This is a genomic window from Cephaloticoccus capnophilus (assembly GCF_001580045.1).
Taxonomy (GTDB): Bacteria; Verrucomicrobiota; Verrucomicrobiia; order Opitutales; family Opitutaceae; genus Cephaloticoccus; species Cephaloticoccus capnophilus.
Window position 1 is genome coordinate 19,136 of the sequence record NZ_LSZP01000028.1, and the last position, 13,401, is coordinate 32,536.

At 60.7% G+C, this 13,401-nt stretch carries 11 protein-coding genes; all 11 read right to left on the reverse strand.

Translation table 11 applies throughout. The features are described from left to right. Positions 1–3: 3 nt before the first annotated feature. On the reverse strand, positions 4–936 hold the full coding sequence (locus AXK12_RS03020; protein WP_068711328.1) for an aminotransferase class IV: 933 nt from the start codon (positions 934–936) through the stop codon (positions 4–6). A 111-nt stretch (positions 937–1,047) separates the two neighbouring features. Further along, positions 1,048–1,503 carry a helix-turn-helix domain-containing protein gene (locus AXK12_RS03025; protein ID WP_068711330.1) on the reverse strand — a complete coding sequence of 152 codons (456 nt, stop codon included), beginning with the start codon at positions 1,501–1,503 and terminating at the stop codon, positions 1,048–1,050. Positions 1,504–1,731: 228 nt separating this feature from the next. After that, the gene (locus AXK12_RS09570; RefSeq protein ID WP_425479054.1) at positions 1,732–1,881 is read right to left on the reverse strand and encodes an exo-rhamnogalacturonan lyase family protein; all 150 of its coding nucleotides are present in this window, start codon (positions 1,879–1,881) and stop codon (positions 1,732–1,734) included. Positions 1,882–2,326: 445 nt separating this feature from the next. Next, the gene (locus AXK12_RS03030; RefSeq protein WP_068711332.1) at positions 2,327–4,654 is read right to left on the reverse strand and encodes a TonB-dependent siderophore receptor; all 2,328 of its coding nucleotides are present in this window, start codon (positions 4,652–4,654) and stop codon (positions 2,327–2,329) included. A 228-nt stretch (positions 4,655–4,882) separates the two neighbouring features. Continuing rightward, positions 4,883–6,241: an FAD-dependent thymidylate synthase gene (locus AXK12_RS03035; RefSeq protein WP_068711334.1), complete on the reverse strand. Its 1,359-nt coding sequence runs from the start codon at positions 6,239–6,241 to the stop codon at positions 4,883–4,885. A gap of 213 nt (positions 6,242–6,454) precedes the next feature. Beyond that, positions 6,455–7,246, reverse strand: coding sequence for a phosphoribosylformimino-5-aminoimidazole carboxamide ribotide isomerase (gene hisA / locus AXK12_RS03040; protein ID WP_068711336.1), 792 nt, complete (start codon positions 7,244–7,246; stop codon positions 6,455–6,457). A 26-nt stretch (positions 7,247–7,272) separates the two neighbouring features. After that, positions 7,273–8,949: an NADH-quinone oxidoreductase subunit N gene (locus AXK12_RS03045; protein ID WP_068711338.1), complete on the reverse strand. Its 1,677-nt coding sequence runs from the start codon at positions 8,947–8,949 to the stop codon at positions 7,273–7,275. A 23-nt stretch (positions 8,950–8,972) separates the two neighbouring features. Then, on the reverse strand, positions 8,973–10,517 hold the full coding sequence (locus tag AXK12_RS03050; RefSeq protein ID WP_068711340.1) for a complex I subunit 4 family protein: 1,545 nt from the start codon (positions 10,515–10,517) through the stop codon (positions 8,973–8,975). A 17-nt stretch (positions 10,518–10,534) separates the two neighbouring features. After that, positions 10,535–12,424 carry an NADH-quinone oxidoreductase subunit L gene (gene nuoL, locus AXK12_RS03055; RefSeq protein ID WP_068711342.1) on the reverse strand — a complete coding sequence of 630 codons (1,890 nt, stop codon included), beginning with the start codon at positions 12,422–12,424 and terminating at the stop codon, positions 10,535–10,537. A gap of 86 nt (positions 12,425–12,510) precedes the next feature. Then, positions 12,511–12,819: an NADH-quinone oxidoreductase subunit NuoK gene (gene nuoK / locus AXK12_RS03060; protein WP_197456973.1), complete on the reverse strand. Its 309-nt coding sequence runs from the start codon at positions 12,817–12,819 to the stop codon at positions 12,511–12,513. Next, positions 12,816–13,382 (reverse strand): NADH-quinone oxidoreductase subunit J family protein, encoded by a 567-nt coding sequence (locus AXK12_RS03065; RefSeq protein ID WP_068711344.1) that lies wholly within the window; start codon positions 13,380–13,382, stop codon positions 12,816–12,818. The genes nuoK and AXK12_RS03065 overlap by 4 nt, the downstream gene beginning before the upstream one ends. Positions 13,383–13,401 lie beyond the last annotated feature (19 nt).

Below are 13,401 nucleotides of genomic sequence, written 5' to 3' on the forward strand. Positions count from 1 at the left end.
CCTTCACAGCCGCTGCTCGGGATGCACCGCAACGTAGCGTGCGACGTAGTCGGAAAATGCCGCCTTCAGCCGCATCGTCACCGTGCGCTCGCCCACTCGGAAGTGCCGCCCGTCAATCTGCCCCACTGGGGCGATGTCGCGCGTCGTCGCCATTAAAAAACACTCCTCAAAGTCACTAAAGTCCTCTGGGCGAATCACCGCCTCGCGCATAGCAAAGCCCGCCTCGGGCGCGATTTTGGCAAGCATCAACTCACGTGTGATTCCCGCCAAAATCCCCGAACGCAGCGGCGGTGTAACAATCTCCACTGCACCCGACTCGCCTGCGCTTCGACGCACAAAGCCCAAGTTGCACACCGAGCTTTCCGCAACCTCGCCCGCTAGGTTAGTCATTACGACCTCGTCTGCCCCACGCCGCCGCGCCTCTCCCAAGCAAAGAATGTTGTTAAGGTAGTTTCCCGTTTTCCACGCAGGGTTGAGTGTCTCACTCGAATTGCGCCGAAGCGTCGTCGCTAGCGAAAGCGTATAGCCTGCGCGCAATTTATCGTCGGGGATGCCCTTATTCGCGCGGACAAGAATCACAAAACTCGCCCCATCCGCGAGTCCCGGGTCGAGTCCTATCGTCCCAGCTCCACGCGTGATTTGCAGCCGGATATACAGGTCGCTCGTATCACTCGTCGCCACACGATATGCCGCAGCAGTACGCCGGATCTCTCCAAACATTTGCTCTGGCGAGCACCTTAATATGAAGCCCAGGGCCGCCGCGCTTTGCTCCAAGCGTGCCCAGTGTTCGGCCCACGCAAACACTACCGAGTCATAAGTGCGCCACACTTCGTATACGGCATCTCCGTATAAAAACCCACGATCCAGCGGCGAAATCGAAGCCTCTCGCGCATCGTGCAAGTGCCCATTAGTGTTGGCCTGTATATAGTCCTGCATCCGCCCTTTCCTCTCAAAAAAAAGGGCGACGGTGCAAGCACACCGCCGCCGAAAGTGAAAAAAGCCGCGTGGCTGCCTCCTAAGAAGAGCCACGCGAAATCTCGCGCACGTTTAATACTGAGCAGGCTGCTCCTGAGCGGGAGCCTCTTGCACCGATTGTTGCACAGGAGCCGCTTCCGACTGGGCTGCTTTGCTGCCGCGTGCCTTCACCAAGCCGAGTTCTTTCTTAATCTTTTGCACGCTAGGTAGCGAGATACCGACGCGCGCAGCGATCTCGGAGCCCGACTTACCTTCGTTAAGAAGTTCAGCAACCTTAGCCTTTGCCTCGGGTGTGATATGCTTGCGCTTAGCCCCAGCAGGGCGAGCCGAAGCCGCGGCAACACCGCGTCCGACCTTGGCCGAGCCAACAGCAGACTTCAGTGCTTTGATAAAGGAAGCCACATCACCGAAGCCATATTTGGCAGGCAGTATTGCGAGCTCCTTGAGCCGCTCGTTAGCGATTGCATGTTCCAGAGCGGCCACTTTGGCACGCGCTGCATTTAGTTTTTGGATTTTTTTATCGATCATTTTGGGCAAAAGAAGACTCACGGATAGGGCTTCTATATTATTCTGCAACTCTTCATTTAACAGTATTACGAATAAAATCACCTCGTTCCCCAAGGAACTACGCATCACACGCCAGCGTCAGCTCGTTCATTATAGTTTATCGCGATCACTCTGTACTCTGAGTGCCAAGACAGCTCGCCCCTATAAAAACGCTTCCCAAGCGCGAGCAGCAAGCCATGCACTCCTCTGTCATATATGCCGCGTAAGCCAGTCAGCCGTGCATGACCTTGCTGCATAGTTGTGCGACTTATACGAAGTGCCTAAGCGTGCCGCCTGCTCCGCCAAAGGTGCATTGTACAACTCGCAATAATCGAGCCACGTACGGCGAAACTCCGGCACTTCGGGTTAACTGAATCAACTCTGCACAACGCTCCGGCAGCCCGAAAGCCACACTCATTGTGAAATGCTCACTCTCGATTCTGTCTCGATATCAAAGGCCAGTACGCAAATCCACGCCACCGCCTCCAGCGAAACACCCAGTCGGCTGAGCCGACCGATTAGTCCGCATCCCCCTCCGTAAATACCGACACGATGCGACGCATACGCGAGGACGCCACCCAAGCCCTGGAGTGGATTGCGCGACTGCGGCGCACAAATCCCAGAAAAAACGGCTTTGTATTCCTAAATCGAATACTCCGAGGAGGGTTAGAGACTGCGCCAGCATGGAGTTTCCCGCACATCAAATCGGCGCACGCGCCACCGAGCATTATCATCAACCAATTGCTCAACTGCCACTGGCGAGCCGCTAAAAAGCGGCTCGCCACACTGTCCGGGGCAGCGCGCCTTAGAACTTAAAGGTGACTGAGCCAGTCACGGCGGCAGGGTTTCCGACCATGATGTTGTTGCGCGAGAGATGCCCATAGTGCGCCTCATCGGTGAAGTTGCTCACGTCCACCCGATACACGAATGCGCCGCGCGTGTAGCTCACGTACAAGTCGGCGATCGTACGCGCAGGCAGGTAAAAACTCGGCTGGTAGGGGATCGGATTTTCCGGCGTCGATGCTCCGGTGAAGCCCGCACGCGGGATGTCGCCGGCCGCCTTGGCCGCGTAGTTCGCACCGATACCCACCGCAAGTCCAGCCAGCCGCCCCTGCGTCACCGCATAGCGCACGAAAGCCGCAGCCGTCTGCTCCGGCGTTCCGCGCAAGATAACTCCATTGGGGTCGCGGTTCTTCATGTCGTCGTAGCTGGCGATGACCGAGAGATTTGGCGTAATGTTTCCCGTGACCTGAAACTCCCAACCGCGCGCCTCGCGAGAAAGAATCAGGTCGGGCAACAGCGGCGAAGGCGCAGGCGAGACAAGGTTCGCGGGGTTGTACACACTATACCCTGTCTGCTCGATTTCGTAGTAAGCCACACTCGCAATCAAGCGCCCGCCAAAGAGCAGCACTTTCGCGCCAAACTCATCCTGCTTCCCCTGCGAGAACACGGGCGCATTGCCGCGCGACACTTGCTCGAAATTTTCCGCCGGGACGGCGTTCTCGCTGTGCCCATAATAGAGCGAAAGCGTGTCGAGCGGCTTCACGACGACACCGTGATTGTAAGTCGCCTTGTTGCCCGAGCCCGGAAACATCTGCCCGGCAACGCTGAATGGCGGATTCGCCGCCGAGAGCTTGTTGCCGCTCGTGCCGTTGTAGCTGAGTTGCGATACGCCGCCGGAAAGGACGAGCCGCCCTTCAAAAAGCTCCAAGGCCTCCGTTAAGTACACTTGGTAACGGCTTGTGACGTTGCGCGTATCGCGGCTAATCGGAAACTCGATTGGCGCTCCGGGCTTCGTCCAACCGGCCACCGTAAAGTCGGGAAGCTGCTCGTTACGGGTCTGCACATTGCCATGAAAGTAGTTGTACGCGAAGCCCACTAGCGTGGTCGATTTGAGCGCAGTGCCGTCCACGATATACGCCCAGTCGTTCTGGATGTCGCGCTCGCGGCGGTTGGCGAAGTTGTGCACACCAAAGTGCTGAAACGTCTCGCTCAGCGCGGGCGCAGGTGTCGCCGCAAAAGTCGGCGGATTCGGATCAACCGAGGTTTTTACCCAAATGACACCGCCTTCCCAATTGCCCGTATACGGATTGTGGCTGCCGCCAGGCGTCGAGAGTCCGAAGCCGAAACCGGCCTCGGACTGGTCAACATAGCCGATGCGTCCCGCCAAGCGCACCGAAAGCCTATCGGTAATCGTCGAGCTAAAGTGAAAACTCAGCGCATGCGTCTCGCCGCCGCGCACGCTGTATTTCTTGTCCGGTGCCGGGTTAAAGTCACGCGGTACACCCTCCAACAGCTTAAAGCCGGTCGTCGTGCCCACGCTCGGATCGACCGGCACACCCTCGGAGTTCGCCACATTCGCGTCGAGGTATTCGTAGCGCAGCGTGAGCAAGCTCTGCGGGGCGATCCTCCACGAAAGCGACGGCGAAACCAACACCGAATCGCGATAGCTGCGCTTCACATAGCCCTCGCTATCCTGCACGGCGGCCACCACGCGGTACGCCAAGTGACCCTTCGCAAAGGGCCCGGTCACATCCGCCTCGACCCGATTTGCATCGTACTGGCCCAGCTGCGCCTTCACGTAGCCGCCCGGCACAAACTGCGGCCGCTTCGTGACGAGGTTAATCGTGCCGCCCGGCACACCCGCAGGTTGGAGCACGGAGTCGGGCCCCTTGATAATCTCAATGCGCTCGACCGCCGCCGAATCGTAGTTCGCCTGCGCAAAGGTCGAGAAGCCATCAATGCGCCGACCTTGAGTTTGGAAGCCGCGAATGTTTACCCGATCGTGACCGTTGGGAATCGTGGACTCGGAAACGCCAGCGACATACTTCGCCGCATCGCGAAACCGCGAACTGCCCACGTCTTCCAAAAACTCTCCCGTGAGCACCGTCACACTCGAAGGCGTATTGAGAATGTTGGTACGAATCCGCCCGCCTGAAGCGGCGTCCGCCGCTTGGTAGCGCGCAGGCTGCTGGGCCGAAATCTCAAAGGGAGAGAGGATGATTGCTTCGTCTGTTTCGGCGCGAGCATCAGTGGCTGTGCGTTGCGCGAAACCACTCGGAGTTGAGGCGACAAGGCAAAGTGCCAGAAGCGGCAATGCGCTCACAGCACGCAGGTGCGTGTTACGTTTCATAACGATCTTTGGGGTGGGGTTAGGGGTAGTTCGACTGCCACTACGCGGCAGTCGGGGGGAGCAAAACGAAAAGTCCACCCACCCCCATGATGCAAGCAGCCTCAAGCAAACTGCGTAAACTCCCCCGCGATTCCTACGAGTCGCGGGCTCTATCGCGCCCCAGCATTAGGGGAAACGCCCCCGCCCCTCGACCTGCGCGCGATCGGGCGCACGCCAAATAAGAGCGGCCTAAGACGCCTCCGGTTCGGCGGTGCCTTCGGCGACCCAGTCGCGGGCCTCCGGCACTTGTTTGAAAAACTCACGCAGGGCCGCGCTCAAGTGTTCCGCGTAGCGGAAATGTGCGCCGAGCCCTGTCCGCAACTCCGCTTCGTAAATGAATTTGTCTGCGTGCGTGCTGTGCTCAAAGGGAGTCTGTGCACCGAGCAGGAGCGAGTAAACGTAGGCCGGTGAGCCGCGCTCCATCAGCTCGCGCGTCAGTGAGGCTTGCGCGTCGAGCAGCCGCTGATGCGGCCCACGCTCGACCTCCGCCGGCAGGTAAAACCCCGCCTGAATTAGCGGTGTGTAGCGATGCCCCGTGCGATGGCGGTTAAGGTCGCGCAGCTCGGCCAGTGCCATGTTATTCCACGCGAAGGCCACCCGCATCCGCCGCGTCACTGTGCCCTGATAGCCGTAACGATTCGCCCGATGCCGCAGGGCTTCGGCGACGGGCTGCTCCTCCGCGAGCCAAGGCGGCGTCGCGCGGTCGATGTGCACCCACACCTCATCGGCAAGCGGCGCAGTCGAAAGCCGCGCGAGCCCGAGTCGCAAACTCGTCGCCAGTTCTTGGGCAGCCTGCTCGCGATAGGACGCCTCGGCGTGCGAATGCCGCATGAGTCGCGGCGATTGCTTCAAAAGCTCTCCGCGAATCAGCCCGGCAGCCGCGCGGGCCTCCGGCTGCGGCAACGAGTCGAGATGTGCAACCGTCGCCGCCCACATCCGCGAGCTTTGCACGAGGGCGACGTTTGTCCGCGTCGCCAGCGGGATAAAGTAGCGCGCGCGGTCGAGCGCGTAGTTTTTACGCATCCGGCCAATCGCCGCCGCCGAGGCCGTCCCCTCTTCGGGCAAACGCACACGCTCGGGCTCAGCGACGCTCAGCGCGTCCAGCCGCGCGTATTCTGTTTCGTAAGCGGCAAAGGCCTCGTCCATCACCTGCGCCCAACGCGCCGCAAGGTCTTGCGGAACCCCAAGCGCCTCGGCCTCCGGCAAGTTCGTCGGCGCAAGCGCTATATAGCGCGTGCTCGACTCCTGCCCATCTGCCATTTGGGCAATTTCAAACAGCTTGTACGCCAGCCACATCGAGACTCCGTCGAGCGCAATCGCCAGCCCACCCGTGAGCCCACCAATCGACGCGTGCCCGTAATCCACAAACTTCAGGATTCGGTCAATCGACGCATCGGGATTCGCCAAATCGACCTTTTCGAGGATTGCTCCGATCCCGCTATTGCTGCGCGAGTAACGCGCGAGGACGGAAGCGAGCAACTCGGGCGTGAGCTTGGGCAAATCGGCAGCAGAGGGTGGCGGGACGAGGGCAAGACCAGTGATTTTCATGAGGGCGAGCGGAATGGGAACTGGCCCCCAGCGCGGCGGCAATGCGGCATTTCTCAAATGCGTGCGAGTGCTCTCAATGATGGCCTTCGCTTAAGGCAGACCGAACTTGCCTAAGGTGAATCGAAGCGTCCACGAACAAGCTAAATAAGCGACACGCACGAAGCTCAGGCGAGGCGCTAGCCCCCCCATTGAGCCACTCAAGGCAGAGCCGTTTTAGCCTGCGTGCCCGCCCTCATCCGTTTGGTTCCACGCCACGCAGTCGGCGTAGCGGACGCCTTCGCCGCCGAAAATGTCCAGGGCACTGCCTATCGTGAGGTCCACCCGCCCTTGGCTCAGCACGTCCACCCGCGCCAAGTCGGCGAGCGAGTTTGCCCCGCCCGCATAAGTCACGGGCATCGGCGCATAGGCGCCGAGGTTTTGCACGAGCTCTTCGTCGATGCCGTTTTGCTGGCCCTCGATGTCGGCGGCGTGGACGAGGATCTCGGCACAGGCACCCGACAGCGCGCGCAGGTTCGCCGCGTTGAGCCAGAGGTCGGTCGGCTGCGTCCAGCGGTTCATCGCCACAACCCAGCCGTCGCGCTCGCGGCGGCAGCTCAGGTCGATCACGAGCCGCTCGGCGCCGACTTCGGCGATTAGCGATTGCAGTCGGTCAGGCCGGAAGCGTCCGCGTTCGTCGAAAAGGTAAGAGGTGATGATCACATGGCTCGCCCCGGCGATCAGCCACACGGCGGCGTTTTCGAGCGTGATGCCCCCGCCGATTTGCAGCCCGCCCGGGTAGGCCGTGAGTGCGGCGCGCGCGGCCTCGTCGTTATCCTCGCCCGGGCCGAGCTTGATGAGGTGGCCGCCTTTGAGCCCGTCGCGCCGATACAGAGCGGAGAAATATTCGGCGGGCTGCTCGCTCACGAAATTCGTGCGCAACCCTGCCCCATCGTCAGTCAGCGTGCTGCCTACGATTTGTTTTACCTTACCCTCGTGGAGGTCGATGCAGGGGCGGAAACGAGTCACAACAGCACAGAGGCTTAGGCGATTCCCTAGCGCGAGAGCAACCAGTCACCGAGCGCACCTTGATAAAACCCAAAGAAAACGACTGCCGCCGCGAGCAGCCCGAGCGCCCACTTCACGGGCGTACACACGCACACGCCAGCAGCACTGCCGCCTTTGTTTTGCAGCGGAGTATCCTCCTCAAACTCAATCGACCAGCTGGGTGCGGGCTGAGACGCCGGCTCGGCGGCGACAAGTGCAGCAGCCTTGGCGGCGACCGGTGCAGCAGCGCGGTCGGCTGAGGCCGTCTTGCTCGCGCCATCGGGCTCCCCAAATAAGGCCGCGCGGACCCAGCCAAAGTAGTAGTAAATGGAGACGACCACCCCGAGCACCGCGACTGCGAGCAGTCCGTAGAGCTCTGCTTGGAACGCACTGATGAAGATAAAGAGTTTCCCCATGAACCCGACTAGCGGCGGGATGCCAGCGAGCGAGCCAAGCCCGATTACCAACACAAGTGCGAGGAAAGGCTGTGTTTTGGCGAGCCCCGCGTAGTCGTCGAGTTCTTGAATCGCATCGGCATCCGCGCCGTCAGCACGGGCGAGCAGCGTCATCACACCGAAGACTGCAAAAGACGCGAGTAAGTAGCCGCCGAGGTAAAACTGCACCGCGCCAATCGCCGCGGTGCTATGCAACGACGCGACCACGCCCAGCAGCAAAAAGCCCGCGTGCGACACGCCCGAAAGCCCGATGAGTCGCTTGACGTTATGCTGCGTGAGTGCGGCGAGATTCCCAAAAACTAGCGTCAACGCAGCGAGCACTGTAAGCACCGGAATCACCAGCCCCGCGTAGGGCGCGAAGGCCGTGTGCACGAGTATCAGCAAGATGGCGAAACCCGCCGCCTTGGAGCCGACGGCCAGGTAGGCCGTCACTGGAGTCGGTGCACCTTGGTAAACATCGGGCACCCAGATTTGAAACGGGAAGGCGCCAATTTTGAAGCACACGCCGCTGAGCACGAGCACGATGCCGAGTGAGGCGAGGAAGTTATCTGGATTGGCCGCGAGGAAGCCGCGCAACTCGCCAAAGTGCATTCCATTATCCGTCGAGCCTATGAGTAAGGGATTTCCCGATACGCCGTAGAGCAGCACGATCCCGAAAAGCAACAAGCCCGAGCTAAGTGCTCCCGTAATGAGGTATTTGAGCCCCGCTTCCAGCGACAGCGCACTCGTGCGGAAGTAGCTCACCAAAATGTAGAACCCAACCGTCACCGTCTCCAGCGCGACGAAAAGCATCACGAAGTGATTGCTCTGGGCCAAGAGCATCAGTGCCCCGCCAATCACAAGCACGATGCTAAAAAACTCGACACGCGGGAGCTGCCGCCGCCCTAGACTCACTACGCCGAGCACGCTCACGAGCAGCGAGGTCAGCAGGAAAAACACCCGCATAAACTGCCCGTCGCGCGTGTGAAGCAGCAGCCCATTAAAGGTCTCGGTGCCGAGATAAGCCCCGATACCGCAAGCCCCCGACGCACAACAAAAACTCGCGAGCAGCAGCGCGAGCAACACAGTCTGCCCCGCAATCGCCACGACCGGAATCGCCCGATGCGCCGCGCGCGGCAGCACCATTTCGAGAACGAGGAGCAGCAGCGCGAGACAGCCGAGTGAAACCTCGGGCAGGATGGCAGCCCAGCGGTTGGAGTCAGCGGCGGCGTGTAGCAGTTCAAAACTCATAGCGAGCGAAGGACAAAGCGTAATTAAGATTCGGATACGGCGACACTCACCGTCGATTGAAGTGCGTCGTTGACGGGCTCGGAAATCGACTTCGGCCAAAAGCCGACCGCAAGTAACGCGCCCAAAAGCAGCAGCGCGGGCAGCCGCTCCGCCCAGCCCAAGTCGGCAAGCGGCTGCCCGCCAACACGCGCGGTAAACTGCGCCGACGGACTGCCGAAGAACACCCGCGCCACCGCACGCAGCCCGTAAATCGCCGAGATGATGATCCCAGCCACTGCGATGACGGTAAACAGTTTGGAGAAACTCCACAGCGCGACGAAGATGGAGAGTTCACCCCAGAAATTCGCAAATCCGGGCAGCCCGATTCCCGCCATCGTCGCCGCGACAAAGAAGGCCGCGAGCACCGGCGCACGCTGCGCCAAGCCGCCCATTTCCGCCATGTCAAAGGTCTGCGTGCGTTGGTGGACACTCGTCGCCAGCAAAAACATCAGCGCAACCGAGAGCCCGTGCGCGACCATCAGCAGCACCACGCCGCCCGCGCCCACCGTGCTCAAACACGCGATTCCCAAAAACGCGTAGCCCATATGCATGACCGAGCTGTAACCGATCATCTGCTTAAGGTCGCGCTGCGCCATCGTCACAAAGCCGATCACGAGCACGTTCCCCACCGCAGCCAAGAGTGCGAGCAGCCCCACCCACTTTGCCGCGCCGAGCGGCAGTAGCGGCAGCGCGATTTGGATAAGCCCGTAGAGTCCGAATTTTTTGAGAACACCCGCGTGGAGCATCGCCGCCGAGCTTGGCGCAGCCCCGTAACCGAGCGGAGCCCAAGTGTGCAGCGGCCACAGCGAAACCAAAATCCCAAAGCCGAACATCAGCAGCCCAAACGCATAACTCTGCACGCTCTCCCCGAGCGGTTGCAGCGCCAGCGCATTGCGCAGCGCGATTAGGTCAAAAGTCTGCGCACCGCTCTTCACATAAATCGCAATCAACCCGACCAGCGAAAGCATCGCCCCGAGCGTCAGGTAAATCGTGAGCTTCATCGCCGCATAGTGCCGGTCGCGCCCGCCCCAAATACCGACCATGATGAAGGTCGGGATGAGGGCCAGTTCGTGAAAGAAGTAGAAGAAAAACACGTCCACGCTCGCAAACACGCCCATCAAGCCGGCCTGCATCACAAGCAGCAGCGCGAGATAGGTTTTGAGCCGCTCTGCGCCCGACTGAATCGCATAAAGCCCCGCCGCCAGCCCCACGACTCCCGCCATCGCAAATAGCGGCATCGAAATGCCGTTTAGCCCGAGGCTCAGCATAATCCCAAAGCGAGAAAGCCCCGTATCGTAAAAACTCTGAAAGGCATAGCCTCCCGCCCCGCCCACCCCACTCGCCGCCACCGCTCCGAGCCCGCTCGGGAAGTGATACCACGTGTGCAGCCCGAGCAGTGCAGGCAGCCCAAAGCCCACACAGGCCAGAGCGACCGAAGCACGCTGCGGCAGCCCGAGCGCAATCACTAGCGCCACCGCCAGCGGACTCAGGATTGCCAATAAAAGAGGATCAAAGGGAAGTTCGCTCATAGCAGGTTATGCCTCCGTCAAAAAACGCCCGACACGATTGCCCACAGCAGCACCACGCCGAGCAGGAACCAATAAACGTAAGCGTGCAGGCTGCCGGTTTGCAGCGCGCGCGCGCCCAGCCCCACAAGCCCCACAAGGCTCGCCGTGCCGCGCACAATCACGCCCGCAAGGAAGACTTTTTCCAAAAAGTTAAGCATCATCGCGAAGCGTTGCTGCACCTTCGCGACGTAGTAGCCGTAAGCCGAATCGAATACGCCCTGGAGCCCGACCAGCGAGCGGAACAGCGCGGGCGATTTGAGCGCAATCGCGTCATCGCGAGAGTCGGGCCGCCGGTACAGCAACCACGCGAGCCCGCCACCGAGTAGCATGACCGCGATACTCGTGACCAAAATCGTCGTGTGTGCCTCTTCGCTGTGCGGGATCAAGTAGGCAAGGTCGCCTGCGAGGCGTCCGTAAATATTCCCGTAACCGCCAACCACCGCGAGCAGTCCGAGCACGAGCAGCGGCACGGTCATCGCGAGCCCGCTCTCATGCGCACCGCGCGCGACCTCACTGCGTGCCTCGCCAAAGAAGACGATCCGCCACATCCGGATCATATAAAACGCCGTCAACACCGCGCTCAGCGCGAGGGTGCCGAAGACCGCACCGTTGTTTTGGTAAGCGAGCAGCAAAATCGCATCTTTAGAGAAGAATCCCGCCAGCCCGGGCATGCCGATAATCGCGAACACGCCGAGCGTAAAAGTCGCGTAAGTGACCGGCATCTTTTTCGCGAGCCCGCCCATTTTGGGCATGTCTTGCTCGTGGTGGCAGCCGTGGATGACCGAGCCTGCACCGAGGAAGAGCAGTGCCTTGAAAAAGGCGTGTGTGGTCAGGTGAAACATCGCCGCGCCTACCCCAGCGGCGATTACCAGTTCGGGCGCGCCATCCGGTGACACGAGCGTCGAGCCCAGCCCGAAGGCGGCGACCATGTAGCCGATTTGCGAGAGCGTCGAGTAGGCCAGCACTTTCTTAATATCGCGCTGCACGACTGCGCAGAGCGCAGCATAGAGTGCGGTAATCGTGCCCACCCACAGGATGACATTGAGGGCCTCCGCGACCATTAGCACCTCGACACGGCAGAGCATGTAAATCCCGGCAGCCACCATCGTCGCCGCATGGATAAGTGCGGAGACCGGCGTCGGGCCCTCCATCGCATCGGGCAGCCACACATGGAGCGGCATTTGCGCAGACTTGCCGAGTGCGCCGCAGAACAGCAGCAGCGGAATCGCGCTTGCACACGTGGCGCTCAGCGCGCCCGCCTCGCCGAGCGCACGCAGCTCCACTAGGTTGGTCGTCCCATAAGTCGCGTAGCAAAGGATGATTCCGAGCAGGAACCCGAAGTCGCCGACACGGTTGGCGATAAACGCCTTCTTCGAGGCATCCGCCGCGCTTTGCTTTTCGTGGTAGTGGTTGATCAGCAAGTAGGAGCTAAACCCGACCAACTCCCAGAAGATGAAAATCATGAACAGGTTATCCGCGAGGACGATGCCCAGCATCGAAAACATGAAGATGGACAGCCCGCCGAAGTAGCGCGCGCGCGCCTTGTCCTCGTGCATGTAGCCCACGCTAAACAGGTGGATAAAGAAGCCCACGAAGCTCACAACGAAGAGCATCAACGCGGCCAAGTCGTCGAAGAGAAAGCCAAGCGAGAGCGAGAAGTCCCCCAGCCGCAGCCACTCAACTGAGGTCGTGAATCGCGCCGCATCGCCCCCGAAAATCAAGAGCAGCGAAAGCGCGGCGAGTGCACCCGCCGCCGTGACGGAGACCGTAGTCGCCAGCCCACCGCGACGACGCAGGAACAGCGCGATCAACGCCGCCGAGACCAGCGGGACGAGGAGGACGAGGAGAGCGTTTTGAACCGGCGTCATGAGTAGAATGAGCGGGGCGAGTGAGGAGGAAGACAGCAGCAGTGAGGTAAAAGGAGGAGGCGCGAGGCGGGACTTTGGGCGGGCGGCTAGTGTTTCAGTGCGTTAAGCTCATCGACCTCGATGGTCGTGCGCTTGCGAAACAGGGCGACGATGATTGCGAGCCCCACGGCCACCTCCGCCGCCGCCACCGTGAGTATGAAGAAGACGAATACATTCCCCTCCATCGTCCCATTAAACCGCGAGAAGGCGACCAAGCCCAAAATCGCCGCCACCAACATGATCTCTAAGCTCATGTAGATGATCAGCGTGTTCTTGCGCAGCAACACGCCGAGGAAGCCTATCGCGAAAAGCGCAGTCGAAAGCAGAACCAGAGTATTGAGCGGGACGGTAATCATTTTTGGGCAGCCTGCGTTGCGGGTTGGGAATCAAGCGCTGGCGAAGCTGCGGGAGCCTCGCCCTGCGCAATGAATTTTTTGCTGAGCACGATGACCCCGAGCATAGCAGCCAAGAGCAGGAAGCCCATGACTTGGACGGGCAGTAGGTAGGTCGTGAAGAGCGCGTGAGCGTAGGCTTTGAGGTCGGCACCAAGCGCGGGAATCATCGCCGCCGGTAGCGAGTCGAGCTGGCCGCGAGTCGCCACTGCGAGGACACCCGCCACGAGGAGCCCCGCGCCAACCACGCCCGCCAAGGCGGAGATACCGCGAAACTTCCACGCCGAGACCTGCTTTAGGTCGAGCAGCATGATGATAAACAAGAACAGCGCGACGACCGCGCCCGCGTAAACGAGCACGAGGAGCACCGCCAATAAGTAGGCTTCGAGCAGGACAAAAATCCCCGCCACGCTCACGAGGCAGAGCAGGAAGCACAGCGCGGCATTAATCGCATTGGGGCTGAGCACCGCACCGAGGGCGAAGAGCAGCGCGAAGGTCGCAAAGACTGTGAAAAGCGTGTCGAGCATGGTGGTGTGCTGCGGAGCG

What these genes read in the sequence shown, in the direction of transcription:
- AXK12_RS03020 (WP_068711328.1), bottom strand. Translation starts at nt 936, where the DNA reads ATGCAGGACTATATACAGGCCAACACTAATGGGCACTTGCACGATGCG.
- AXK12_RS03025 (WP_068711330.1), bottom strand. Translation starts at nt 1,503, where the DNA reads ATGATCGATAAAAAAATCCAAAAACTAAATGCAGCGCGTGCCAAAGTG.
- AXK12_RS03030 (WP_068711332.1), bottom strand. Translation starts at nt 4,654, where the DNA reads ATGAAACGTAACACGCACCTGCGTGCTGTGAGCGCATTGCCGCTTCTG.
- AXK12_RS03035 (WP_068711334.1), bottom strand. Translation starts at nt 6,241, where the DNA reads ATGAAAATCACTGGTCTTGCCCTCGTCCCGCCACCCTCTGCTGCCGAT.
- AXK12_RS03045 (WP_068711338.1), bottom strand. Translation starts at nt 8,949, where the DNA reads ATGAGTTTTGAACTGCTACACGCCGCCGCTGACTCCAACCGCTGGGCT.
- AXK12_RS03050 (WP_068711340.1), bottom strand. Translation starts at nt 10,517, where the DNA reads ATGAGCGAACTTCCCTTTGATCCTCTTTTATTGGCAATCCTGAGTCCG.
- nuoL (WP_068711342.1), bottom strand. Translation starts at nt 12,424, where the DNA reads ATGACGCCGGTTCAAAACGCTCTCCTCGTCCTCCTCGTCCCGCTGGTC.
- nuoK (WP_197456973.1), bottom strand. Translation starts at nt 12,819, where the DNA reads ATGATTACCGTCCCGCTCAATACTCTGGTTCTGCTTTCGACTGCGCTT.
- AXK12_RS03065 (WP_068711344.1), bottom strand. Translation starts at nt 13,382, where the DNA reads ATGCTCGACACGCTTTTCACAGTCTTTGCGACCTTCGCGCTGCTCTTC.